Origin of the sequence: Halocatena salina (genome assembly GCF_023115355.1) — an archaeon.
In the GTDB taxonomy this organism is placed as follows: domain Archaea; phylum Halobacteriota; class Halobacteria; order Halobacteriales; family Haloarculaceae; genus Halocatena; species Halocatena salina.
This window is the reverse complement of the sequence record NZ_CP096022.1, coordinates 240,014-264,552: the sequence shown is the minus strand read 5'-3', so window position 1 is coordinate 264,552 and position 24,539 is coordinate 240,014. Positions and strand designations below refer to the sequence as shown.

19 protein-coding genes are annotated in these 24,539 nt (G+C 53.1%); 15 read left to right on the top strand and 4 right to left on the bottom strand.

Translation table 11 applies throughout. From position 1 onward, the window contains the following. Nucleotides 1–52 precede the first annotated feature (52 nt). On the top strand, nucleotides 53–859 hold the full coding sequence (locus MW046_RS18230) for an IclR family transcriptional regulator (RefSeq protein ID WP_247995651.1): 807 nt from the start codon (nucleotides 53–55) through the stop codon (nucleotides 857–859). Between the two features lie 112 nt (nucleotides 860–971). After that, a complete protein-coding gene (locus MW046_RS18225; protein ID WP_247995650.1) occupies nucleotides 972–2,351 on the top strand; it encodes a dihydroorotase in 1,380 nt (459 codons plus the stop codon). A 109-nt stretch (nucleotides 2,352–2,460) separates the two neighbouring features. Here MW046_RS18225 and MW046_RS18220 read toward each other — a convergent pair whose 3' ends face one another. Next, nucleotides 2,461–4,071: a thiamine pyrophosphate-requiring protein gene (locus tag MW046_RS18220; protein ID WP_247995649.1), complete on the bottom strand. Its 1,611-nt coding sequence runs from the start codon at nucleotides 4,069–4,071 to the stop codon at nucleotides 2,461–2,463. Nucleotides 4,072–4,201: 130 nt separating this feature from the next. Next, nucleotides 4,202–6,451, bottom strand: coding sequence for an NADP-dependent malic enzyme (locus MW046_RS18215; RefSeq protein ID WP_247995648.1), 2,250 nt, complete (start codon nucleotides 6,449–6,451; stop codon nucleotides 4,202–4,204). A 183-nt stretch (nucleotides 6,452–6,634) separates the two neighbouring features. On the opposite strand from MW046_RS18215, the gene MW046_RS18210 reads away from it, so the two are divergent. The 7 genes from MW046_RS18210 to MW046_RS18180 all read left to right on the top strand — a co-directional run bounded on the left by MW046_RS18210 (nucleotide 6,635) and on the right by MW046_RS18180 (nucleotide 14,600). Further along, nucleotides 6,635–7,051, top strand: coding sequence for a DUF3830 family protein (locus MW046_RS18210; protein WP_247995647.1), 417 nt, complete (start codon nucleotides 6,635–6,637; stop codon nucleotides 7,049–7,051). A gap of 160 nt (nucleotides 7,052–7,211) precedes the next feature. Then, nucleotides 7,212–8,480, top strand: a complete 1,269-nt coding sequence (locus MW046_RS18205; protein WP_247995646.1) for a M20 family metallo-hydrolase — start codon at nucleotides 7,212–7,214, stop codon at nucleotides 8,478–8,480. A 228-nt stretch (nucleotides 8,481–8,708) separates the two neighbouring features. Continuing rightward, on the top strand, nucleotides 8,709–9,473 hold the full coding sequence (locus MW046_RS18200; RefSeq protein ID WP_247995645.1) for an IclR family transcriptional regulator: 765 nt from the start codon (nucleotides 8,709–8,711) through the stop codon (nucleotides 9,471–9,473). Nucleotides 9,474–10,103: 630 nt separating this feature from the next. Beyond that, nucleotides 10,104–11,042 (top strand): D-2-hydroxyacid dehydrogenase, encoded by a 939-nt coding sequence (gene ddh / locus MW046_RS18195; RefSeq protein WP_282190252.1) that lies wholly within the window; start codon nucleotides 10,104–10,106, stop codon nucleotides 11,040–11,042. A 140-nt stretch (nucleotides 11,043–11,182) separates the two neighbouring features. Beyond that, a complete protein-coding gene (locus MW046_RS18190; protein WP_247995644.1) occupies nucleotides 11,183–12,238 on the top strand; it encodes an isocitrate/isopropylmalate dehydrogenase family protein in 1,056 nt (351 codons plus the stop codon). A 190-nt stretch (nucleotides 12,239–12,428) separates the two neighbouring features. Next, nucleotides 12,429–13,808 carry a uracil-xanthine permease family protein gene (locus MW046_RS18185; RefSeq protein WP_247995643.1) on the top strand — a complete coding sequence of 460 codons (1,380 nt, stop codon included), beginning with the start codon at nucleotides 12,429–12,431 and terminating at the stop codon, nucleotides 13,806–13,808. A gap of 345 nt (nucleotides 13,809–14,153) precedes the next feature. After that, complete coding sequence (locus MW046_RS18180) at nucleotides 14,154–14,600, top strand: universal stress protein (RefSeq protein ID WP_247995642.1); 447 nt, start codon at nucleotides 14,154–14,156, stop codon at nucleotides 14,598–14,600. Nucleotides 14,601–14,747: 147 nt separating this feature from the next. On the opposite strand, the gene bcp is transcribed toward MW046_RS18180, so the two are convergent. After that, nucleotides 14,748–15,203 (bottom strand): thioredoxin-dependent thiol peroxidase, encoded by a 456-nt coding sequence (bcp, locus tag MW046_RS18175; protein ID WP_247995641.1) that lies wholly within the window; start codon nucleotides 15,201–15,203, stop codon nucleotides 14,748–14,750. A 305-nt stretch (nucleotides 15,204–15,508) separates the two neighbouring features. Here bcp and MW046_RS18170 point away from each other — a divergent pair, with 305 nt between their 5' ends. The 6 genes from MW046_RS18170 (at nucleotide 15,509) to MW046_RS18145 (ending at nucleotide 22,026) form a co-directional block, all read left to right on the top strand. Further along, a complete protein-coding gene (locus tag MW046_RS18170; protein WP_247995640.1) occupies nucleotides 15,509–16,759 on the top strand; it encodes an MFS transporter in 1,251 nt (416 codons plus the stop codon). Nucleotides 16,760–16,824: 65 nt separating this feature from the next. Then, nucleotides 16,825–17,328: a 2-oxo-4-hydroxy-4-carboxy-5-ureidoimidazoline decarboxylase gene (gene uraD, locus MW046_RS18165; protein ID WP_247995639.1), complete on the top strand. Its 504-nt coding sequence runs from the start codon at nucleotides 16,825–16,827 to the stop codon at nucleotides 17,326–17,328. Between the two features lie 159 nt (nucleotides 17,329–17,487). After that, nucleotides 17,488–18,477 (top strand): factor-independent urate hydroxylase, encoded by a 990-nt coding sequence (gene pucL / locus MW046_RS18160; RefSeq protein ID WP_247995638.1) that lies wholly within the window; start codon nucleotides 17,488–17,490, stop codon nucleotides 18,475–18,477. Further along, on the top strand, nucleotides 18,474–18,824 hold the full coding sequence (uraH, locus tag MW046_RS18155; protein ID WP_247995637.1) for a hydroxyisourate hydrolase: 351 nt from the start codon (nucleotides 18,474–18,476) through the stop codon (nucleotides 18,822–18,824). Before pucL ends, uraH begins: the two co-directional genes overlap by 4 nt. Before the next feature lie 92 nt (nucleotides 18,825–18,916). Beyond that, the gene (locus tag MW046_RS18150) at nucleotides 18,917–20,293 is read left to right on the top strand and encodes a glycerate kinase type-2 family protein (RefSeq protein ID WP_247995636.1); all 1,377 of its coding nucleotides are present in this window, start codon (nucleotides 18,917–18,919) and stop codon (nucleotides 20,291–20,293) included. A 503-nt stretch (nucleotides 20,294–20,796) separates the two neighbouring features. After that, nucleotides 20,797–22,026, top strand: a complete 1,230-nt coding sequence (locus MW046_RS18145; protein ID WP_247995635.1) for an FAD-dependent oxidoreductase — start codon at nucleotides 20,797–20,799, stop codon at nucleotides 22,024–22,026. Nucleotides 22,027–22,101: 75 nt separating this feature from the next. Here MW046_RS18145 and MW046_RS18140 read toward each other — a convergent pair whose 3' ends face one another. After that, entirely contained in the window at nucleotides 22,102–24,534 is a 2,433-nt protein-coding gene (locus tag MW046_RS18140; protein WP_247995634.1) for a DEAD/DEAH box helicase, read from the bottom strand. Between the last annotated feature and the right edge of the window lie 5 nt (nucleotides 24,535–24,539).

Here is a 24,539-nt window from a genome sequence, read left to right as displayed (position 1 = left end):
TGGCTGTTCACATATACCGAATATTTAAATAGTATCAGTTCTCATTACGCCAATGATGGATACGAACAAGGCTAGAACGGTTACAACGACTCAGACGTCGATTCGAATCCTTGAACACGTTCGAGAGATGGAGGGCGCGACACTCTCCGACCTCGCGGAGGAACTCGGCCGGGCTAAAAGTACCGTCCACAACCATCTGGCAACGCTAGTAGAGGAAGGACTCCTTGTCCGAGAACAGCGACGATATCACATCGGGTTGCGGTGTTTGGAGTTCGGAGAGCATGCACGAAACAGGAAGCAGTTGTACAAGCCTATCAAGATTCAAGTCTACCGTCTCGCAGAGTCGACGAACGAAGAAGTGTACTTCGCTGTCGAGGAGAATGGACAGATGTACACGATCGAATACGTCATGGGTGATGCAAACCCATCCAATCCGGAGGCCGGTAGTCAGTTCCTCACCGTCGGAAGCAAATACGACATGCACAACTCAGCACCTGGCAAAGCAATTCTTGCTGAATACGATGACGAGCTAGTCGAGCGGATCATCGATCGCTATGGTCTTTCTGCGACGACGGAAAACACGATAACCGACCCAGAAGAGCTATTCGATGAACTAGAGCGAATCCGGGAACAAGGATATGCGACGAACGATGAGGAGCTAGAGCGGGGCTACCATGCGATTGCAGCTTCGGTCAACGGACCACAAAACACTGTCGTCGGTGCCCTTTCGATCGGAGGGCCAGCGTATAGATTCGAACTATCAGGTTCTGAACTAAATACATCGGTATCGACGTTGGTGGACGCGATCGAATCTGTAGAATCTGTACTGAACGGTAGGAACGGTTTGAACGGGTCATAGACGTTCGATGTAAGTTCCGAATCCCCTGAACCGACTGGATGGGTCAATATGTAATCGTTCAGAATCCACCTCGACCATAACATATAATACTGCCGATAAAGATTGTCGTATGATGGCTGTCGATACGATCATCACTGGTGGGACTGTCGTCACAGCAACAACCATGTTTGATGCCAGCATTGCGATCGACGAAGGCACAATTATTGGTGTAGGAACAGAACGGTCACTTCCAGATGCCGATCGGACTATCGATGCTTCCGGGCAGTTGGTGATGCCCGGCATCGTTGATCCGCACGTACACATCGATGATCACGTCTCCATCGACTCCTACGCGACGGCAACGAGTGCAGCTGCACTCGGAGGGGTGACGACTGTTATCGATTTCGCGTGGCAACCGTACGTCAGCGAGGGAAGCCCGTGGAATAAAGACGGCTCACTCCTTGATGGACTTGCCCGCAAACGAGAAAATGAACGCGAGGCACTCATCGACTATTCTTTGCACGGGGGGATTCTCAGAGAGGACGATGGCCTGTTCGAAGAGTTAGAAGAACTCGTTGATGCGGGGATCACGTCGTTTAAGATGTATACAACGTACGATTTCGGTCTCTCGAATGGGTTTCTGTACAAGATCTTCGATCGTCTTAGTGACCTCGGTGCTGTTGGCGTGATGCACACCGAGGATGATTCGGTCTGTAGTGCGCTGACGTCGGAACTACGAACTGCTGGCGAGGACGATCCCGTGCAGTATCCCGGGTCACGACCGGAATGTGCCGAAGCGATGGCGGCAGACGATGCACTACGAATCGCAAACGAATCCGGGGCAAAGTACTACGGGCTTCACACCAGTTGCCGAAGGGCTGCAGCAGCGATTGACCACCATCGAAACGATGGAAGCCGGGTCCGAGGTGAAACGTGTACCCATTACACTGTGCTGACCGAGTCAGCTCACGAAACCCAAGGAAACCTTCCGAAGATAGCACCCCCTCTTCGTTCGAATGACGACAATGATGCGATGTTCGAATACCTGAAAGAGGACGTATTGAGTGTTGTCTCGACCGATCACGTTGCACAGAAAGCAGCTATCAAACAAGATCGGCCGTGGTGGGAGGATCCGTTTGGGTCGAATGGGTTACAGGTCAGTTTGCCCGTTTTCCACGATGAAGCAGTGAACAATCGTGGGTATTCTTATCCGTTCTTGGTTCGCGTCATGTCTACAAATCCTGCGAAGACGTTCGGTCTTTCGAACAAAGGAACACTCGATCCCGGTACGGATGCGGATATCGTGCTGTTCGACCCCGAAAAGACGCACACCATAACTTCTGCAGACAACGTTTCGAAGGCGGATTATTCGATCTACGAAAACCGTGAGGTGACAGGCACCGTGACGACAACATTGGTTCGGGGTAAAATCGTAGCAGTAGATGACGAAGTCGTGGGAGAACGTGGCCACGGACGATTCATTGAGCGTGATATCCCCGATTGGAGTGTGTAACGCGTCTCGCTAGCGAGTACAGCTGTTCTATGTGCTTGTCCACGACCTCGATAGTTCACAGCACACGAAGGAGAGATGGGTTTATATTATACTGTAGGTCGTCCACCCATCACGCGAGATCGGGCCGGGAGAGGGACGTTTCTTTGGCTGTGAGAAACTCCAATAAGACCGGCGTCCCTTCCTCAGTTTCCGTGACGCCGCGTTGGATAGCTGGGGCAACCTCGTTGGGATCTTCGATCCGTTCGCCGTAGCCACCCATCGACTCGGCGAAATCGGCGTAATGCCCGGAGAACGGCGTGTCATAACTCGCCATCTCGAAGTTATTCAGCACTATTTCCAGGACAGGGATGTCCTCGCGGACAGCTGTTTCGAAGTCCATCCCTGTCATGCCGATCGCACCGTCGCCCATGACATGGACGCAGACTTTCTCGGGATGGGCGAGCTTCGCACCCATCATGAGTCCGAGTCCGTAGCCGAGCTGCGTGGTCTTTCCCCAGCCGACGTAAGAGAGTGGCTCGGTCACTTCGAAGAACGGGGCCATGAAGTCACGCGCATTACCGGCGTCGGCGGTCGCGATGATACTCTCCTTCTCGATGGTCCGGTCAAGTTCGTGGACGACCCGGTAGGGGTTGATGGGTGTCTCATCTGAGGTGAGTTTCGGTCGCCAGTCCTCGACCCATTCTTCGTGAATCGATGAGATTTCCGCTTCTACCTCAGCTAGGCGACCCCGTGGTTCGCCATCGAGCTGATCGGCGATTTCGTCTCTGAGTGCTTCGAGGGTCAGCTTGGCGTCCCCAACCAGAGCGTAATCAGATTTGACGTCCTTGTCGATATCACCTGCGTCCAGCGTCGAATGGATAACTGTCTTCCCCTCCGGCACAGTGATACCGTAGGCTGTCTTGGTGAAGCTACAACCGATACCGAAGATCACGTCCGACTGTTCGAGAAAGTGGTTAAGTTCGCGGGGTTCGCTCTTGCTTCCAGCCCCTAGGGAGAGCGGATGGTCCTCTGGGAACGCGCTTTTGCCGTTGAGGGTGGTAGCTACCGGTGCTTCCAAGAGCTCCGCGACTTCCTTCAGCGGCTCCCAGCCTTTCGCGTAATGAACCCCCTGACCAGCGTTGATGACCGGTCGTTCGGCCTCGAGAAGCACTTCGGCGATCTCAGGGACACCATCCGGATCGGGAGCAGTTCGCGTCGAAGTTGTGGGCGAGTACTCGATTTCACCGATTTCTTCGTCGAAAACGTCTTTCGGTATCTCAACGAGCCCGGGGCGTTGTCGCCCATTGCGTGCTGCCTGAAACGCTCGCCGTACTGTTTCGTCGACCGCATCGGGATCGGTCAGCTGCTCGGTCGTTTTAGTAACGTGCTGGTAGTTTATGAGCGAACTGAATTTCGGATCGGTGTTGGTCTTCGCACGGGAGTAACCTGCTGGGAACGCAACCATCGGTGCTGATTCGACGTACGCTTGCGCAAGTCCTCCAATCGAATTCTCGGTCCCGGGACCGTGTTGACAGGCAAATGCCTCGACTTGGTCTCCCGATGTGACGCGGGCGATCCCGTCGAGCATGTGCGCACCGGTCCGTTCCTGTCGAACGACTATTGGCCGAATACCTGCCTTCTCAGCAGCGTTATCGTCGAAAAGAGGATTACTTGGGAAACCGATCAGGTGTTCGACGCCCTCTTCTGCTAAGATATGGGCAATACTGTCTGTTACATTCATGCTATGAACGATTCCTTGGAATTCAATATCTATAAATGTTTCTAGGGAAATAATATATTATGTATATCTATTCAAATGATCACATACAGATATAAATTCAAGAAATAGAAATCAATTTTTGGATCCGTCTTTACTGCGAATCAACGACCGCAATGCCTGCGAGATGGACGATATCCTTGACTTCATCACCGCGCTGGAGAATGTGAACGGGTTTGTCCATGCCAACTAGTATCGGCCCAATGGCTTTTGCGTCCCCGAGTTGCTGGAGAAGCTTATAGGAGATATTCCCGGATTCCAGATTCGGGAATATAAGCACATTCGCCGGACGGTCGAGTTCTGAGAACTCGTATTCATCAGTCAGCATCTCTTTGACGACAGCCGCATCAGCCTGAATCTCTCCATCGATAGTAAAATCCGCGCTCGGGTCGTTCGAGAGAATTTCGACTGCGTCTCGTACAGTTCGGGTCTTTTCGTCGACGACAGAGCCGAAATTCGAGTATGACAGCAGTGCAGCGCGTGGGTCGACGTTGAATCGCCGAGCGAGGGTCGCGGTGTGTTTCGTGATCTCTGCGAGGGCTTTCCCGTCCGGATCCCGATTAACTGTGGCATCAGCACAGAAAACGACCTTATTTTTGAACGTTAGCATGTAGACACCGGCCGCGTACTCCGCATCAGCAGCGGTACCAATAATTTCGAGCGGGGGTTTAAGAGCAGACGGATAGTCGTGAGTCAAACCCGTCAACATAGCGTCGACATCTCCCATTTCGAGCATGACGCTTCCCAAGAAGTCCCTGTTTTGGATCAGCTCGGTCGCTTTACGATGAGTAACACCCTTGCGTTTGCGAAGGTCATAGAGCCTCTCTGCGTAGGGTCCAACTTGATCTTCGGCAGGATCGACGATTTCAGGTTCGAAATCCAGCGACAGGGTTTCCATGGTGTTCCAAATCGATCCGGAGTTGCCGATAAGAATCGGTTCCGCGATTCCTTGATCAGCCATCTGGTAGGCGGCCCGAATGATCTTCTCGTCATCGCCTTCTACTAGTACGACACGCTTGGGATCTGTTTTCGCTTTGTTCAGAACCACCCGCATCATCTCTCTGGATTTACCGAGGCGAGCTTCGAGTTCCTCGACATACGTGTTGCTGTCGAGATGTCTGCGGGCTACCCCACTTGTTTCGGCAGCTCTGGCGACAGCGGGAGCGACTTCGAAGAGCACGCGGGGATCTACGGGTTTCGGAATCAGGTATTCGGGACCGAACTGAAGTGGCCGATCACCGTATGCTTTCACCACTGCATCGGGAACGTCTCGACGCGCTAATTTTGCGAGTGATTCTGCTGCAGCCACCTTCATTTCCTCATTAATCTCGGTTGCACGCACGTCTAACGCTCCCCGGAAAATGAATGGGAACCCGAGGACGTTATTGACTTGGTTGGGATCGTCCGACCGTCCCGTCGCCATGATGACCGTATCGTCTCGGGCCGCTTTGGCCTCCTCATAGCCGATCTCCGGATCAGGGTTGGCCATAGCAAAGATGATCGGATCGTCAGCCATCGACCGGACCATCGCTTGGGAGACGATCCCCCCAACTGAAAGGCCGACGAACACATCGGTTCCCTTCATGGCATCTGCCAACTCGCCGTCGGGCACATCACGCGCGAACTCCTCTTTGAATTCGTTCAGGGAATCGTCGTGGTCGACCCGAGCTCGGGTGATGATTCCAGAGGAATCACACATAACGATGTTCTCCTTTTTTGCCCCGAGAGAAATATAAAATCTGGCTGTTGCGATCGCACTCGCGCCTGCTCCAGAGAAGACGATCCGCATATCGCTAATGTCCTTCTCAACGAGTGCTGCCGCATTGAGCAACGCTGCCCCCGAGATAATGGCTGTTCCATGTTGGTCATCGTGAAACACTGGGATGTCCATCGATTCTCTCAGTCGCTCCTCAATCTCGAAACACTTCGGAGATGAGATATCTTCGAGATTGATTCCCCCGAACGTGGGTTCCATCGCTTGTACTGATTTGATAATATCCTCTGATTTGGTCTGATCTAATTCAATATCGAAGACATCGATATCAGCAAAGCGCTTGAAAAGAACACCTTTCCCTTCCATAACTGGCTTTGAGGCTTGTGCACCGATGTCGCCAAGTCCGAGTACGGCTGACCCGTTCGAAACTACACCAACCAAGTTCCCCTTGGCGGTGTATGAATAACTCTCGTCGGTCGCAGCAGCGATCGCTTCACACGGCGCTGCGACCCCTGGCGAATATGCGAGTGAGAGATCGTGCTGGGTACTCGTCGATTTGGTAGTTGACATCTCGATCTTTCCGGGGGGGTCCTGCTGGTGATACTCAAGTGAATCTTCTTCTATGCCCATACTACGTAGGGTTCTTTGGAATCATAAAGTGTTGTTGATTGAGACAAATTCTTCCGATAATATCGATAGTGACGGGTCGGTTCTGGTGGGAACGCGACGAGGGACACAGTACTGGCAGGTGTTCAGTTGTTATGAAAAACCATGACCGAAACATTTATTACCTGAGGGAATGCCTCTGGAGATATGGGTCAACTCGAATTCGATATCGAGGGAACCGTATTTACGGCAGATTTGCTCGAAGACGATGCGCCGCGTTCGATCGAAGTACTCCGGGAGTTCCTTCCACTCAAGTCATACCTCATGCATGTCCGCTGGAGTGGTCACGCGACCTGGATCAACATCGATGAAATCGACCTTCCGGAGATTCCTCGTGAGAATCACACCGTCTATCCTTCACGCGGCGACATCCTGTTCTATCCAGGGTATCGCAACGAACAGGAAATCCTCGTTCCATGTGGACCGACGTGTTTTAAGAGTCCAGCAGGAGAGCTTGCAGGGAATCACGTCGCAACACTCAATGCGTCCAGGGAAGACCTCGTGGCACTGGAACAGGACACACTCGAAAACGGAATGAAGGAAATCGTCGTCAGAGAGGTATAGCGGTTCCCTCTCGGCGCTTAAACCCTTCTCTGTAGTACCGTCGAAGCGATGCTTGACGCCGAACGGAGGGATTATTCACGGCGGCTACCGAAAATCAGAAAGATCGTTAGTTTCGATAGTTTCAAGCTGCATCAGTCTATAATCACACATGGTATAAGGTATGAACAAAGAAGTTCACCAGTATGTTAGCGAAGATCGGCTACGGAGTGATATCACGACGAACGCGGAATACGGCAAAGTTCCAGTCGAGCAGGGCCATTGTCGAACGGTGTTGACTGGATCAGAAGCCAATGGAGACGCTCGGGAGTACTTCGTCGATCGATTGAAACGGGCTGGTCTCGATGTTCGGGTTGATGCGGTCGGTAACATCGTCGGACGATGGGTGCCTGACGGTGTCGACCCAACCACACCAGCAGTCGCTACTGGTAGCCACCTTGATTCGGTTCCGAAAGGTGGTATCTTCGATGGTGTATTGGGTGTTTATGGTGCTCTCGAGGCGGTCCGTGCGATACAACAAACCGACATTGATTTACAGCGACCCATCAACGTGGTGTGTTTCACCGAAGAGGAGGGGGCACGGTTCTCAGATGGTGTACTCGGCTCTTCTGTCGCTAGTGGTCAATATGCGGTTGAGGATGCACTCTCACTTGAGGACTGCGACGGTGTGACGCTTGATGAGGCGTTGACCGATATCGGATTTCGAGGCGACGGTCGATTAGACGCGAGCAGATGGGATTCGTGGCTGGAACTCCACGTCGAACAGAGTCAACGTCTCGAAGATGCGGGCGTTCATGTGGGAATAGTAACATCGATCACGGGAACGATTCGTTGTCGAGTCGAAATCAATGGAGAGGCCAACCATTCGGGGTGTACAGCGATGGCGGATCGAAACGATGCGCTCGCGGCAGCGAGCGAGCTGGTTCTCGAAGTCGAATCGGCAACACAAGACATCGTAGATGCCAATGGGGAGACTGCTGTCGGAACTGTTGGTACGCTTGACGTGGGCCCAAACGCTATCAATGTGGTTCCAGGTACGGTCGAACTCGGGATCGACATCCGAGATGTTACGTATGATCTGATGGAGTCTATCGTCGACGATGTCCGGAGCTGTCTCTATCGACTTGAGACTGAACGCGGTGTCACTACTACGTTCGAGCGTCCATACGATATCGAACCGGTCGTCATGGACAACCACTGTATAACTACGCTTCACGATGCAGCGTCTCGGGTTGGACTCTCAGCCCTCGAACTTCATTCAGGAGCAGGACACGATACGATGCATATCGCGAATAGCACTGATGTGGGGATGGTGTTCGCCCCCTCTTATGAGGGGATATCTCACAGTCCGTTAGAGTGGACCGACTGGACGAGCTGTACAGCGGCAACGAAAATAATAGCTGAAGGACTTGCTGAACTGGCAACTGAATGAGACAGGCGGAATGGGACTGCTCTCTGCATCCAAACCTCCTGAAGGTACAAACTTACGAGTTTCTTATTGTTCCTGGATAGGCCATTGAAACCGTGCCCATCCAACGGAGAATCCTTGAGCCGATCGTCCTATTCGTACGTTCGGATTCTATAAAATTTCTTATTATATTAATAGGTTATAAATAGACACCTATATTAATGAGAAACAGGTTTTTTGAAATAGTACATCATGGCGGAAAAGCAGAAAAGCCAGGTGAAAACTGCCCGGACCACTCTGAGAGTCGTTGAAGCGATCAAAGAATTGGATGGAGCAGGTGTCAGCGAAGCAGCTGATCATCTTGGCATGTCGAAAAGCAACGTCTACAAATACCTCAACACACTCGAAAGCGAAGGATACCTAATCAAAAACGGCAGTACATATCAGATTGGGGTACGATTTCTGAATTATGGTGAACACGCACGAAACAGGAAGAAGTTGTACGAAATCGCCGCACCGGAGGTACACAAACTGGCGGACGAAACTAACGAGATGGCGAATCTACTGATCGAAGAGCACGGAATGGGTGTTTTCTTGTTAAAAGCCAACAGTGAGCAGGCGGTAAATCTCGATACCCACGCGGGCATGCGCGTCTACCTTCATACAACTGCTCTTGGAAAGGCGATTCTCGCACACTTGCCTCACAAACGGGTCGAAGAGATAGTTGACCATCATGGGTTGCCTAAAGCGGCCGAGAAGACGGTAACAGATCGTGCGGAGTTAACTGCCAAACTCACCGAAATTCGTGAACGAGGTTATGCCTTTGATGATGAGGAACGGTTGAACGGACTACGATGCGTTGCGATGCCTATTACCACGACAGACGATGAGGTCCTCGGCGCAATCAGCGTCTCCGGCCCAACGAGTCGAATGGGAGAAAAACGATTCACGAAAGATATTCCAGAAAAATTATCTAATGCAAAGAACATAATTGAACTCAACGTCGAGTATTACTAGGTTGTAACGGTTAAGTACGGTTTCAAAATGTAAAATAGGACTTTCGCTATTGTCAATATATACGCAGGCAGACTCGGAGTTTTGCGTAAGTGAACCTCCGTGGAGATCGGGACAACACTGGATAGCGTACGGATGGTGCGCCGTTACACATGTACAACTGTAACTTACAAGGCAGTCCCTCCTTCAGCCCCATCTGTGAACGCAATTGTTACAATACGAAACAGATATGCCGTATCTGTTTAGTCTTGATGCGATATGTGCCACTAGTTCTTATAGACACCGTTAGTTGGTATGAGATTCGTAGCAGATACAGTTCGTGCACTCGATAATGGCCTGTCAGTTTGATCATTAGGGGTTAGCAGTGATTCAAACGATCGTGAGTGCCCGTCGTGGTTGAAATGGACACCACAGTACTATCGTTATACGGCTCGAGCTGGCCGAAGACGGTCTGATCTCGGAGGAACAAAACAAGGGAGAGTGGACCCGTCGACCGATCGTATAGCGGGCGAGACGTACCTGTTGAACCATATGATCCGGTGTAACCAGTATCTGCAGCTACTATAAAACAATAGATGAACATTCTGCCAATTCCAAAAAATATTCAGTCTCGTTTCTCGTACTCAGATGCGTATGACCGAGATACATGGACTTGAACGGCTCTGCATCCATAACTCAGTCGATGAAAAAATCCCCGTAGAAGCCTTCATTGAGGCGTTCGACGATCTCGATATTCCAACAGAGCTCGTCGGTGATGATGAGACGTATGACGAGACCGACGCAGTTGCTTCCTTCACTCCGCGCTCAGAATTTCTGGATGCCGCATGGGTTCATGTTATTCGAGCTGGCTATGACGAGTTTGATACTGATGCCTATGAGGCCGCTGACGTTCCACTCACTAACAGTACAGGCATCCACGGCGCTACTGTCGGAGAGATCTCCGTCGGCTATATGCTCTCACTGTCCCGGTTGCTGCATCTCTACCGGGACTACCAGAACACTCACGACTGGTATACGCCTACGTACGACCGTCCATTCACGATTGCAGGGGAGCGCCTCTGTGTCGTCGGGCTTGGGACGTTGGGTGAAGGTATCGCTCGTCGCGCCGATGCGCTCGGAATGGACGTCGTCGGCGTCCGACGGTCCGACGAGCCTGTCCCCAGCGTTTCTGCCATCTATGATCCTGCAAACCTCCATGAGGCCATTGTAGATGCACGCTTTGTCGCCCTCGCTATTCCGCATACGCCAGCGACGGAGAATCTGATAAGCACTGCCGAACTTGAGACGATGCGCGATGACGCCTATCTCATCAACGTTGCTCGTGGTCCTATTGTTGACGAGGACGCCCTCGTTACTGCCCTCAAATCGGGAACCATTGCGGGCGCAGCGTTGGACGTCTTCGAGACCGAACCCTTGCCCGAGAAGTCGTCCCTATGGGACATGGATGAGGTCATCATTTCCCCCCACAAAGGTTCTGCCACGAACCGCTACCACCGTGATATTGCTGCCGTCGTGAAAGAGAACGTACAGCGCTTCCAGTCGGAAGAGGATCTCAAAAATCGGGTAGCGTGAGCCGACGGAAACGACGCAGATCCACAGTCCAGCGACGATCGGACTACTGTCACCGTAATCGTTCGCTGTGCTAGTCGGAGGATGGGGTGACAACTGTTATTGCCGTAGCGTTTTTATCCTATGACCGAAATCGGTGTAGTATGGCGTATGAGTTAGCCACCATTCCAGGTGACGGTATCGGTCCGGAAGTTGTCGATGCGGTGCAACCCCTGTTCGAGGATGTCTCGGCGTCGTTTGATTTCTCGTTCGAGTCGACGCGATACGATTGGGGGACCGAGCGGTATCTTGAAACGGGGTCTATGATGCCGGATAACGCACTCGATACACTGCGCGGATACGATGCGATTCTCCTCGGCGCGGTTGGACATCCGGATGTTCCGGACCACGTCACTCTTCATGGTCTGCTCCTTCCGATCCGCAAAGGGTTCGATCAAGGAATCTGCAAGCGGCCATCAGTCCTGTTCGATGGGATTGAAAGTCCACTCGCGGGCTACACTGGAGGCGATATCGACTTTGTCGTCTATCGAGAAAATACGGAAGGTGAGTATTCGGATCTCGGTGGACGCGAACACTCCGGTTTCGACAACGAGATCGCTGTACAGAGTGCTGCATTCACGCGAGAAGGGACTGAACGAATCCTTCGAGCTGCGTTCGACGCCGCGAGTCGGAGGGACGGAATGCTGACCAGTATTACGAAGTCGAACGCACAAGCGTATAGTATGGTCTTTTGGGACGAAATAGTTGAAGAAATAGCGGTCGATTATCCTGATGTCAAGGTCGAACGGCTGCTGGTTGACGCCGCGAGTATGGATCTCATCCGTCGTCCAGAGGATTTCGATGTCATCGTTGCCTCAAACCTGTTCGGAGATATTCTTACAGACATTGGCGCGATTATCACCGGAAGCATGGGTCTCGCACCGTCAGCGAACATCAATCCGTCCGGCGACTATCCGTCAATGTTTGAACCGGTTCATGGAAGTGCTCCCGACATCGTCGATCAGGGTATTGCGAATCCTCTCGGAACCGTACTCTCAGGATCGATGTTGTTCGACCATCTCGGAGAGAATGACGCTGCCGCTGCGCTCTGGAATGCCGTTACTGAACAGCTATCTACTCCCGGTGCTCCACGAACGCCTGATTTGGGAGGAGGAAGTACAACAGCGAACGTTGTTGACGATCTCCGACAACGTATCTAAGCGAAAGCAAGCACGAATGTAGAAATACCTCAGAAACACGTCTTGAGCCGAGCAGTATTTCACGCGCAACCACTGAGAATCTGACACCCTTCTAAATGCATTTTCAACATATAGATTAATTATTGTCAATTTTATTGTTGGTATCGAAATTATTAAGTATCTGTAAACAAGTTTCATGATTCGTGATTGTATGACACAATCAAACAAACCGAGGCAATCGAATGTTATCTATGATATAGAGGATAAACCGCCACTGGGCGAAGCAGTCCCACTCGGCTTGCAACACGTACTTGCGATGGTTCTTGGAAACGTTGCTGTGCCGCTGATCATCGCTTCCACAGTCGGCCTTGCAACTGGAAATACGATTTTTCTCGTTCAGATGGCTTTCATCGTTGCGGGAGTAGCAAGTCTCATTCAGGCATACCCTCTCGGTCCGATCGGTGGCCAGGTGCCTGTCATGATGGGAACGAGCTTTGCGTTTCTCGGAACACTACTCCTTATCGCTGATCAGTCGAGCCTTGCAGTGGTATTTGGGGCAGCACTCGTCGGCTCGATGGTTCAAATCTTCATCGGCTCCTTCTACGAACATTTCAAATTCCTTTTTCCTCCATTGGTCAACGGTATCGTAGTGATGCTTATCGGACTGACGCTTATTCAAACGGGGATCGACTACGCTGCTGGTGCCAGCGGCGGTCCGGAGGCGACTGCAAACTACGCCTCACTGGTCAATCTCGGTTTAGCTACTCTCGTCTTTCTCGTGACGCTCGTGCTGAACCAGTTCTTTCGGGGGATCCTCCGTATCGCAAGCGTGTTCTTCGGTATTCTCATCGGCTATATCACGGCTGTATTCCTTGGAATGGTGGACTTCACGCCGGTCGCGCAGGCTGGTTGGATAGCACTACCTAACCCGTTGCGGTTCGGTATTGCATTCGATCCGAGCGCTATCCTCGCCGTCTCAGCCGTCTATCTCATCGTTTCCATGGAAACTGTTGGCAATATTTCAGCGATCGTCTCGGAAACGGGGCGAAACGCTACAACGAGCGAGGTCCGCGGTGGGTTACTCGCTGACGGCGTGATGAGTGGCATTGCAGCCATATTTGGGGCGTTTCCGAATACCTCGTTCGGTCAGAACGTCGGATTGATTAGCTTCACCGGCGTCGCTAGCCGTCACGTGGTCGGAATTGCTGGTGGATTCCTGATCGTCTTCGGATTCGTTCCGAAGGTCGGTGCACTCGTGACGACGTTACCCGACCCCGTTCTTGGTGGGGCTACAACCATCCTCTTTGCGATGATTTTCACTAGTGGACTCAACATTATTCATAAAGAAGTGGTTCTCACCAATCGCAACACGACTATTATCGCTGTCGCCGTCGCACTCGGCTTGGGGGTCACGTTCCGTCCTGAACTGACGGCGAACTTTCCCGAAACGATTCAGACCTTGTTCGGTTCCGGCGTCGTTTTGGGAGGACTCTCTGGGCTCGTTCTGAATCTCGTGGTCCCTCGAGATGCCCCTATCAACGGTCTCTCTGATACCGAGACAGCCGTACAAGAGGTCTCAGATGATGATTGATAGTAAATGTCATGCGGTAAGGTTGAGTACTGATTTGGTGTGGTCACTCTTGAGAACGTCTCCGGGATGTTTCACTGACGTTCGAAGCCCTCGTTTAGAGTGGCTAGTTGAACAGACAGCGAAGGCTTTCGTGGTGCTGTTTTCTGAACTGAGGGGTCTGGAATATATAAAGACGTTCCTCCGGAATTTCAGCTCTCTGGACCGCGTTCTCGACCTTGACGGAAACGATCCCCCTGTCGTGTCGGCTTTATATTCGAATGCCAAAGAATCATTATAGACACTCACACCTGAAAACGAAATAATGATCTCCGATAGATTTAGGGTAATTCACATAGCATATCAGTTATGCAGCGTGCGCTTGTGGTCGTTGAGGGGACTGAATCAACCAAGAAACTCGTTCGTGAGGCTGGCGAACTTGCCGCTGGCGTCGGGGCTAAGGTGTATCTAGTCCATGTTACCACGAAAGAGACGTTCAGTGAGTACGCGACCTCCCTTGCGAACATTCCAGACCGTGATACGGGCTACAGCATCGACCGAGCACGCGAGGGAGCCCGACGGTTCGCAGAAGATATCGGTCGAGACGTCTTTGAGGGACTCGCAGTCGAGTATGAGGCTATCGGCGAACTCGGCGATAAAAAAGAACAGGTTCTCGAAGTCGCCCGTGAGAAGGACTGTGATCACCTTTTCATCAGCGGACGAAAGCGTTCACCGACTGGCAAAGCGGTCTTTGGAGACGTTACCCAGTCGATCCTTCTCACATTTGATGGGAAGGTGACTGTTATCACTGTCTAATTTCCCATTGCTGTTCACCTAACTGACCGGGGTCGGTACGTTCTGACACACCGGATCAGTTTTGGTCGAAGTCGTAGTCGACAGCTAGTAGATACACAGGAAACGCTCCGACACCATACGGGACCGAAGCGCATTGTTCACGCACTGTTATGAGAGATCATCGATGATCTTCTGAGCGTGGCTGTTGGGAGAAACGTCCTCGTAAACGCGTTTGATGACGCCTGTTTCGTCGATAACGTAGGTATTGCGGCGGATGATGTCTCTTGTCTCACTCTCGACGCTCGTTGTCCCGTACGACTCGTATGCCGTTGCTACTTCTCCGTCTTCGTCACTGAGGAGTTCGAAAGGAAGATCGTACTTCTCTTTGAACGCCTTGATGTCCTCAAGGGAGTCGTCACTCACGCCGATAACGGTAACCTCCTGTTCTTCGAATCGATGCCATGCGTCACGAAAAGAACACGCCTCTCTGGTACAACCGGGTGTGTCTGCTTGCGGATAGAAGTACAGCACGACATGCTGTCCATCGTAATCTGACAATCGCACGGTTTCACCCTCGTGGTTCGGCAGTGTAAACGCTGGTGCCTTCTGACCGGCATCGAGCATGATGAAAACATGTTTGTGGCTCTACTAATATCTTTATAATTCCAGACGTAGATCCGTATCCGGTCGTAGTTTTACTGCGACGGTCAGACGGTGACGACTGTAGAACGGGAGCATCGTCGATAGATTCCAGCGAATGACAAAGTCGACGGTGGTAGCTAACAGCGATGGCCGTGTCTGGAGGACACCGGTAGTTATGTGGGGCAAGCATAGAGTCGGACAGGTATCGAACCCGGACACACCTTGTCATCAATCATCGTACGCTTGTCGGCCAAACGTATATACATGGTGGCAATGAACTGAAAGTGATGGATTCGTACGATAAATCGGAGGATACGGCTTCTCGCTCCGGACTGGAGCGGTTCAGACCGAACCAAACTGTCCTCGGCTTTTCTGGTACGCAAGCCCTCGTGCTCGTCGGAATCTTACTGGTCGCATTGAATCTCCGGCCGGCCATTGCCTCTATCTCGCCGGTGCTCGAACAGATGCGGAGCGACCTCAACCTAGACTACGCTTCCATCAGCCTTCTCACGACCATTCCCACGTTCTGCATGGGGCTTTTCGCGTTTGTAACACCGTTGCTCGCCCGACATCTTGGGCGCGAGCGTACCGTGTTTTGGGCAGTCGTTCTTATCGGTGTATCGACAGTCGCACGGCTATGGAGTACCCACATCACCGTGCTATTCACAACGACTACTGTGGTTGGTATCGGTATCGCCATCGCGCAGACACTGCTTCCCGAACTCGTGAGCGAACACTTCGTCGACCGCGCTGGTTACGTTACTGGTCTCTACACCACGAGTTTGATTATTGGAGGGGGGATCGCTACCAGTTTGACTGCACCTCTTATGAACGCGCTTGGAACGTGGCCTATCGCCCTTGCCGCTTGGTCCATCCTTGCAGTGGTTGCTGCGCTCGTTTGGATCCCGGCGATGCGGCTGACACGGTCTTCCACAGACACCGGCACGACGATCCCCTCTAGCCGCTTACCGTGGCGACATCCGTGGGTGTGGGCACTCGCGCTCTTCTTTGTCGGTCAGACGATCCTCTTTTATTCGATGCTGACGTGGCTCGCTCCGCTCTACGTCGGTCTCGGCTGGAATTCCGAACACGCTGGGTTCTTGCTGACTGTCGCTATGGGTGGACAACTGGTTGGTTCGCTGTGTGTGACGGGGTTGATCGACCGTTTTCCGGACCGACGGCCGGTATTGGCTGTCGTGCTTACTGCGAGTGCCGTTGGATTAGCCGCTATTGTGTTCGTTCCGCTCGTCGCTCCGTGGTTCTGGGCGGTCTTGCTGGGCTTTGGGACTGCAGGCTCGTTCACGCTCGGGCTGACCCTTCCGGTAGATTACGCTCCGACTCCAGACACGGCGGGACTGTTGAGCTCGGTCGTGCTGGGCGTCGGTTATCTCATCGGTGCGTTTGGCCCGTTCGTGATCGGGTGGATGCGTGATCTGACTGGCGGCTACCAAGTACCGTTTTCAGGCCTTGCTGTGCTCAACATCATTATGCTTGTCGGTGCAATAGGCTTTCATCCAGATCGAACGATTGAGGTATAACATGAAAAATATTTATAATATTACAGGAAGTTTTAAATGAATGGGGAAATCATAATCCAAAAGCGATGAAAGAGTTCACGGTCGAGAGATTAAACCAGGCTGATAAAGGGACTTTCGTGGAGATCCTGGGCGGTGTCTACGAACTGTCTCCGTGGGTAGCCGAGCGGACTTGGTCACAACAGCCGTTCACTTCCATCGACGACGTACAGGAAACCATGGAAAGCACTGTCCGGAACGCTTCACGAGAAGAGAAGCTCGCACTTCTTCGGGCACACCCCGACCTCGGTGAACGGGCCGACATGACTGAAGCATCACAGAGAGAGCAAGCCTCCGCTGGGCTTGATCAGTTGACGCAAGACCAGTACGAAGCTTTTCAACGGTTGAACGAGGCTTATCAGGATAAATTCGAATTCCCGTTCATCATGGCAGTGAAAGACGAGTCTCCCGGTGCAATCAGGGAAGCGATGGAAGACCGGCTCGATCACTCGAACTCCGAGGAATTCCAAACCGCTCTGGATGAAGTCAATAAAATTGCTCAACTTAGAATTGAGAAATTAATAACGCCGTGAGAGAACGATGTGTTAGCTGGCCGTCTCTCAGGCGATGAGAACCATCGTTGTTCCGAACACTATACTCAATAAATCAAAAACTATACAAAATATTTTTATACAAGGGGGAAGAGATAACTGATGAACGGTGTCAACCCACAAGGCACCGACCGATGAGCTATGAGTTACAGCAAGGAGACTGATGACGACACTCGAAGCACCGATCGACGAACGATGAACTACGGTAAGGAAAAAATCGCTGTATACCGCACATACGCGACTCCACTGGAAGGGGTTCGTACTATTCCGGAGTCCTCATTCGACGGACGTGATAACACTTTATTTGGATTAGATGTTCGGGTGCAGCTCGAAGGCGAGGAGTTTTTGCCGTCCTTCAGCGAGGGTGATAACAGCATGGTGGTTGCAACGGATACGATGAAGAATTTCGTTCACCATCAGATTGGAGAGTACGATGGCGCTACGGTTGAGGGCTTTCTCGATTTTGTAGGGTCTCAGTTCCTCGAAACCTACTCACAAATCGATGCGGTGAAAATGTCAGCCAACGAACTCCCCTTCGACGAGCGACCTATTCCCGGGGACGAGGGATTCGAACCAAGCGATCTCGTCTTCCGAGTGTCCGATAACGAGTCAGCGTTCGGGGAGATGTATCTCGATCGGGGACAGGATGGTCTTGTCGTCGAAGACCAAACAAGTGGTGTGACTGGGCTCGAACTGGTCAAGGTGAATGGAAGTTCCTTCACCGATTATGTACAAGACGAGTACACGACCCTCCCGGAGCGAGAGGACCGGACGCTCTACATCTCGCTAGATGTCTTCTGGACTTACGAGGATTCGGAGGATGCGCTGGGAATGGATCCCCAGCGCTATGTTCCAGCCGAGCAGGTGCGTGACATCGCACAGGTTGTATTCCACGAAGTCGATTCGAATTCGATCCAAGACCTGATCTACCAGATCGGTTTACGGGTTCTTAGGCGGTTCCCACAGCTTGAAACCGTCAGCTTCGAAGCCAACAACCGCACTTGGCTCGAAGTGCGGGATGATATTGAGGGAGCGGAGAAAGCACGGGTTCTGAAAGAACCGCCCCGACCCACTGGATATCAGCAATTTTCTATGAATCGCGGTGATCTCGACGAGGAGGCATCCCAATGAGCGCAGGATTGACAACACACGTTCTCGACACCAGCCGTGAGGGTCCTGCCGCTGGCGTTGAAGTGACACTTCAGCGATTAGATTCGTTCGGTGAGGCAGAGACGATCGCTCAGGGAACGACCAATGACGATGGGCGACTCGATGAGCCGCTTTTGACTCCGGACCGGATGGAAACTGGAACGTATCAACTGTTGTTCGACGTTGGCTCCTACTATCGTGAGGGACCGTTGGAATCGACGTTCCTAGAGACAGTCCCTGTGCGGTTTATTATCGACGATCCCGGCGAACACTATCACGTCCCCCTTTTACTGTCCCCTGGCGGTTACACGACGTACCGGGGTAGCTGATCGGACGGTTTCGAGTACGGTCCTTTGGTTGGCGTTTCCGATGCAACCCAGTAGGGATACGTTTTTTATCCCCACGTCCTATTTTCCGAGGAATGATCAAGAATCGGTCGGAAGTAATCAAAACGCCCGCGCACGATATCGCAATAGAGTGTATCGAGGCAGGAATCACTGCTGCCCAGCCACGAAGAGTCATCGGACACACTGTTTCAGTGACGGGTAACACCCTTCATATTGAACAGCAATCATACGATCTGGGTGATTATTCGGAAGTGCTGATCCTGGGCGGCGGCAAGGCAGCCGGACAGATGGCCGAAGTGTTGGAATCGTTGCTTAGCGATCACCTCACTGGGGGCGTCGTCGTGACCAACGACCCGACGGAGACATCCCACGTAACGATGTTTGAAGGAAATCATCCGGTTCCGGATGAGAATGGCGTCGCGGGAGCAGAACGACTACTCGAACTGGCCGAACAGGCTGGCGAACGAACTCTCATCTTGACCGTCATCACTGGTGGCGGGAGTGCACTCTTACCAGCGCCTGCTGGTACGATTTCGTTAGCTGACTTGCAAACGGTCACTAACGACCTTCTGGCTAGCGGGGCGACCATCCACGAGATCAACGTCCTTCGAAAGCATATTTCGAAGCTCAAAGGTGGACAACTCGCTCGGGTTGCAGCTCCAGCGACCGTTGTGGGGCTAACAGTCAGCGATGTCGTTGGTGATGATCTCGATGTCATTGCCAGTGGGCCGCTGGTCCCGGACACATCCACGTTTCAGGACGCGATCGATATCATCGATGTGTACGGGCTATCTGTTCCCGAAAGCATTGATGAGTATCTCACGGCCGGTATCGATGGAGAGATACCTGAAACCCCTGATCCCAGCGAAACGTTTTTCGAAGCCGTACACAACCACGTCCTCGCGAATGGACGCACTGCCTTAGAAGCAGCCCGTGACGTAGCCCAGCAACGGGGATATGAAACGTTCATGATCTCCTCACGAATAAGAGGTGAGGCCAGTGAAGTTGCGAAAACATACGCTGCTGTTGCGGAGGAGATTCAGGCGACGGAAACGCCGATCGGTCCCCCGGCAGTTGTGCTTGCCGGTGGCGAGACGACCGTTACATTACAAGGAAATGGACACGGAGGACCGAACCAAGAACTCGCACTGAGTGGCGGGCTAGAACTATCTGATGGGAACGTGGTCGTTGCCAGCGTCGATACGGACGGTTTAGACGGCGCGTCGGATGCCGCCGGAGCTGTTGTCGACTGTGAAACAGCGGTGCCGTCCGATGAGGCTCGCTCAGCACTCGCAAACAACGACGTGTATCCATTTCTTGACGATTCAGAAGCACTAGTGTACACTGGTCCAACAGGAACGAACGTCAACGACATCCACGTCGTCGTTATCGAAAAGGACGACGAACGACTGCAAGGTAATGACCGAGCGCATACGGGCCGCTCGAAGTAACTGACCGCTCGCGTGGTTGCTGAGATATGTCGGGATGGAGTGCCTGCTGAAGAACGTACCGATAGTCCAAATGTGAATTATTCGGAAGGAACACGGGCGTACCGATCCGAGCGTACATCTATGTACAGTTTATCTTATCGGTAAATAAGAATTACATGATAAAAACTATTGTTGGAGATCAGTTGTCTTTTGGATCTCTAACCTGATTTACGACGTAGTGACTGCTTCAAAGCTCGATTGGTTCTGTTCGGAGAATGAATAGTATTGTATCTCATCTAAATTATCATCATTACCTTTCAGATTTATAGACGAGGCTATGACACCAACTACTTATCATTTTTGAGACAGACTATCGTTCGAAGCTCATGTAACTTGTTTTATTCCATCCTAACTACGATAATAATAACGTCAACAATAAGCATATCGAGCACAGGGTGCTGATCGCTTCGCAGCTGACGTAGTATCGGCAACGAAGTGATACGGCTCCCAACCAAAGATCACGTATGGGACTAGAGACCGACGTACTGGTCATCGGTGGTGGAGCAACCGGGACCGGCATCGTCCGCGATCTCGCAATGCGCGGACTCGACACGACTCTTGTCGAAGCGGGGACGATTTCGAGTGGTACTACGGGTCGCTCACATTCCTTGCTTCACAGTGGAGCACGCTACATGCCCGATGATTCCGCTGGTGCCAAAGCGTGTGCCCAGGAAAACCGGATCCTAAAGGAGATAGCCGGAAGCTGTGTTGCCGACACCGGTGGGTTGTTCGTTCAGCTCCCGGCCGACAGCGGAGTGTACTTCGAGGAGAAAGTCGAAGCATGCCGCGAACACGGCATCGAGACCGAGGTACTGTCGGGTGAGACTGCCCAGGAAACGGTTCCAGTACTCCCGCCGGATACGGAGCGTGCTGTCAGGGTTCCTGACGGTGTGGTCTATCCCTCGCGGCTCACGGCGGCTACCGCTGTGAGTGCCCGTGAAAACGGGGCGGAAATCGTTACTCGAACACCGATCACCGATCTCCACACCACGGATGGCCGAGTCACGGGCGGAACCATCAGTCTCGAAAATGGCACAACGGAGACGATTGACGCTGCACACGTCGTCAATGCGACCGGTGCGTGGGCTGGGAAGGTCGCCGAGTTGGCCGGTCTCGACGTCGATATGCGACCGAGCAGGGGAGTGATGGTCGTGGTAGAGTACGACGGACTCGATACGGTGTTGAACCGCTGTCGCCCTCCGGCAGACGGTGACATCATCGTTCCACACGACGAGCGAGTGATCCTCGGCACAACCAGCGAAGGAGTCACTGACCCGGACGACTATCCGAAGGCGGACTGGGAGGTCAGTCGTGTGTTCGAGGAGTGTACAGCCATGCTTCCGGAGATCGGTGTGGACCAGATACTACGAACCTACTGGGGCGTCAGACCGCTCTATGGCCTAGCGGCGGAACCGGGCGACGAGCGCGCCATTTCACGGGGGTTCACACTGCTCGATCACGCAGAACGGGACGATACCGCCGGGTTCACCAGCATCGTTGGCGGAAAGCTCACGACTCACCGGCGGATGGCTGAGGTCGTTGCCGACCATGTTTGTGATCGGCTCGGCGTCACTGCTGATTGTCGCACAGCTACGGAACCGTTGCCCGGGAGCGACGATCCGTCTGTGCTCGACGGATTCGTCCGGGAGTTTGGGGCCACGGTCCCGGCCGATACGGACGTAACCGATACCTGAATGGTTTAATATACAATTCATAATTTAATAGATAGTATGATAGAGATATTTCATGGAGGGCGTGATCACGTCACATTACTGTGTAGAAGAGTCCGCTCCGCTATCGGCTGCTACCTGTTCGAGTAGCCGATCGAGCACCATCACGGTCGCCTCCGTATGAAGATATTGATTACGATTACCACACTGAGCATCCATGATACAGGCCGGACAGCCGTTCGTGCCTGTACAGCTACAGTTGGCGACGCGCTCTCGGGTTCGTTCAGCGATCGTCTTGATGTGGTGGTAAAGGCGTTTACTGAATCCGAGTCCTCCCTCGATCGCGTCGTGGATGAACACCGTCGGAACGCCTGTCTCTTCGTGCAGCGGTGTACTCAACCCGCCGAGATCGGAGCTATCCATTCGGAACACTAACGGTGTGAGTTTGATCATTCCGTGCTCAGCTCCGTGTAGTCCGCCGCCAAAGATCTCCATGACCGCCCCCTCAGAGACTGCCGGCGGATCGCTGCTCGCGATATTCTGGAGAACATCGTTACGAAGCGATGACGGCAGCTCGATCCACACGAGATGGGTTCGAAGCTCGATCGGATCGAGACCGGTCGGCTGCAGCGGTGCGGTTGCGTTACTCCATTTGATGCTTTTGCGTTGGTACTGGGTGTAGTGGATTCTGACGGTCCCCGTCCCCCATGCCAGCCGATAGCCAGCACCCAGCTCGCGCGTCGCTTCCGGAACGAGGTCTCGAACGGTTTTCTCTGAGATCGTATCCGTGTATTCGTTAGTCCGAACCTCTTGAACCGTGATATACGGATACGGAACGTCCTCGTTGAATTCGACCACTTCATACTGGGCACCGTCGTGTAAGAAAAGTGCTCCAGCGTGGTGGTCGCGGTAGGCGCGTTCACGCTCGATCGGCTCCATGTCGATCTCTCCGTTCGAACAACGGACGGCGAACTGGGTGGTCGACGTCGCGTACATCGAAACGTCGGATTGGGGGCGTGGCGATCCCGTGTAGCGAACGCTTCGGGAGAGATCCCCAGCCAATTTCCCAGCATCGGTCCACATTTCGACAGCTCGGTCGAGTCGATCGTCGTCGAACCACTCACGATCGGTCTCGGTTAGTGGCTGTTCGTGCGCGGCACAGAGGATGTGTTGGGCGTACACTGGATTATTTTCGAGACCGATAACGGCGTCTTCGATCGCATCGCCAAGGACGTACTCGGGGTGCTCGAGGATGTACTGATCGATCGCGTCCGCCCGCGCGATGAACACTGACAGCGCAGCAGCTGTACCTCGACCAGACCGTCCGATCTGCTGCCAGAATGACTGGCGCGTCCCGGGATAGCCCGTGAGGACCGTCGCGTCCACCGAGCCGATATCGATGCCCAACTCGAGCGCGTTAGTCGAGGTAAGCCCATCGAGTTGGGCCGTTTTGAACTGGTGTTCAGTGCCCCGGCGGGTTTCCTTACCGAGACCCGCATGGTACGGTTCGACGTCCACGTATTCGGTTCGTGGTTGGTCGCGCGCGGCGGCAGTCGCGTATTTCGCCCCCAGCTCCGTGTTCTTCCGGCTCCGCGTGAACGCTAGCGTCTGGTAGCCGCTCGCGCCCAAATGCGCGAGGAGTGCACCTGCTTCCCGAACTGGATTCGTCTGGGCCGCCATATACTCCTCGAAGCCGGCATCGGAATCGAGGCCGACCTCATCAACGGGTGGCTCCCAGAACGCGATTTCACGGGGGCCCCGTGGGGAGCCATCCTCGTTGACGACGGTGAACGATTCACCAGTCAGTCGTCGGGAGTGTTCTTCGGGGTTGCCGATCGTCGCGGAGGTACAGACGAGTTGGGGATCACTCCCGTAGTGCTTGAGGAGGCGTCGTAGCCGACGGATCGTCCATGCGACGTGCATCCCGTGGACGCCGGTGTACGTGTGGGACTCGTCAATGACGAGTAGCGCACAGCCAGTTAAAAACGAGCGCCACCGGGTATGATGAGCCAGATACGTGTTCACACCAGCGAAGTTCGTGATGATGACGTCCGCGGTCTCCCGGATGTGTTTCCGACGGTTCTGAGGTGTATCGCCGTCGTACACGCGGACAGAAATGTCTATACCAAGATCATTGAAGAACGTGTTGAGTTCCTGTTCTTGATCCCGTGAGAGAGCCTTGGTTGGATAGACGAGCAACGCCGTCGATGCGGGATCAGCGAGATGGTTCCGCGCGATTTGGAGGGCGTACACGTACGTCTTCCCCGAGGATGTAGAGGTAGCAACACAGACGTTTGCTCCTGCGGCGAGGCGGTCAAGCGCCGTCGCTTGATGAGTGTACAACTCGCCAACGGTTTCGCGGACGGACGCAGCGAGCTCCTCGCTGAGTGCGTCATTGGGAGCGACGTACGCTCCTGCGTCGGCAGGAATCGTTTCTGTGTGTTGTAGCTGGTCATCGTACTCCGGAAACGTCTGCTGGAGTCCGTCGGCAGTGATCGGGGCGTCCATTGAGGGGTTCGAATCGGTGTCCATAACTC

What these genes read in the sequence shown, in the direction of transcription:
- MW046_RS18230 (WP_247995651.1), top strand. Translation starts at nt 53, where the DNA reads ATGATGGATACGAACAAGGCTAGAACGGTTACAACGACTCAGACGTCG.
- MW046_RS18225 (WP_247995650.1), top strand. Translation starts at nt 972, where the DNA reads ATGGCTGTCGATACGATCATCACTGGTGGGACTGTCGTCACAGCAACA.
- MW046_RS18220 (WP_247995649.1), bottom strand. Translation starts at nt 4,071, where the DNA reads ATGAATGTAACAGACAGTATTGCCCATATCTTAGCAGAAGAGGGCGTC.
- MW046_RS18215 (WP_247995648.1), bottom strand. Translation starts at nt 6,451, where the DNA reads ATGGGCATAGAAGAAGATTCACTTGAGTATCACCAGCAGGACCCCCCC.
- MW046_RS18210 (WP_247995647.1), top strand. Translation starts at nt 6,635, where the DNA reads ATGGGTCAACTCGAATTCGATATCGAGGGAACCGTATTTACGGCAGAT.
- MW046_RS18205 (WP_247995646.1), top strand. Translation starts at nt 7,212, where the DNA reads ATGAACAAAGAAGTTCACCAGTATGTTAGCGAAGATCGGCTACGGAGT.
- MW046_RS18200 (WP_247995645.1), top strand. Translation starts at nt 8,709, where the DNA reads ATGGCGGAAAAGCAGAAAAGCCAGGTGAAAACTGCCCGGACCACTCTG.
- ddh (WP_282190252.1), top strand. Translation starts at nt 10,104, where the DNA reads ATGACCGAGATACATGGACTTGAACGGCTCTGCATCCATAACTCAGTC.
- MW046_RS18190 (WP_247995644.1), top strand. Translation starts at nt 11,183, where the DNA reads ATGGCGTATGAGTTAGCCACCATTCCAGGTGACGGTATCGGTCCGGAA.
- MW046_RS18185 (WP_247995643.1), top strand. Translation starts at nt 12,429, where the DNA reads ATGACACAATCAAACAAACCGAGGCAATCGAATGTTATCTATGATATA.
- MW046_RS18180 (WP_247995642.1), top strand. Translation starts at nt 14,154, where the DNA reads ATGCAGCGTGCGCTTGTGGTCGTTGAGGGGACTGAATCAACCAAGAAA.
- bcp (WP_247995641.1), bottom strand. Translation starts at nt 15,203, where the DNA reads ATGCTCGATGCCGGTCAGAAGGCACCAGCGTTTACACTGCCGAACCAC.
- MW046_RS18170 (WP_247995640.1), top strand. Translation starts at nt 15,509, where the DNA reads ATGGATTCGTACGATAAATCGGAGGATACGGCTTCTCGCTCCGGACTG.
- uraD (WP_247995639.1), top strand. Translation starts at nt 16,825, where the DNA reads ATGAAAGAGTTCACGGTCGAGAGATTAAACCAGGCTGATAAAGGGACT.
- pucL (WP_247995638.1), top strand. Translation starts at nt 17,488, where the DNA reads ATGAGTTACAGCAAGGAGACTGATGACGACACTCGAAGCACCGATCGA.
- uraH (WP_247995637.1), top strand. Translation starts at nt 18,474, where the DNA reads ATGAGCGCAGGATTGACAACACACGTTCTCGACACCAGCCGTGAGGGT.
- MW046_RS18150 (WP_247995636.1), top strand. Translation starts at nt 18,917, where the DNA reads ATGATCAAGAATCGGTCGGAAGTAATCAAAACGCCCGCGCACGATATC.
- MW046_RS18145 (WP_247995635.1), top strand. Translation starts at nt 20,797, where the DNA reads ATGGGACTAGAGACCGACGTACTGGTCATCGGTGGTGGAGCAACCGGG.
- MW046_RS18140 (WP_247995634.1), bottom strand. Translation starts at nt 24,534, where the DNA reads ATGGACACCGATTCGAACCCCTCAATGGACGCCCCGATCACTGCCGAC.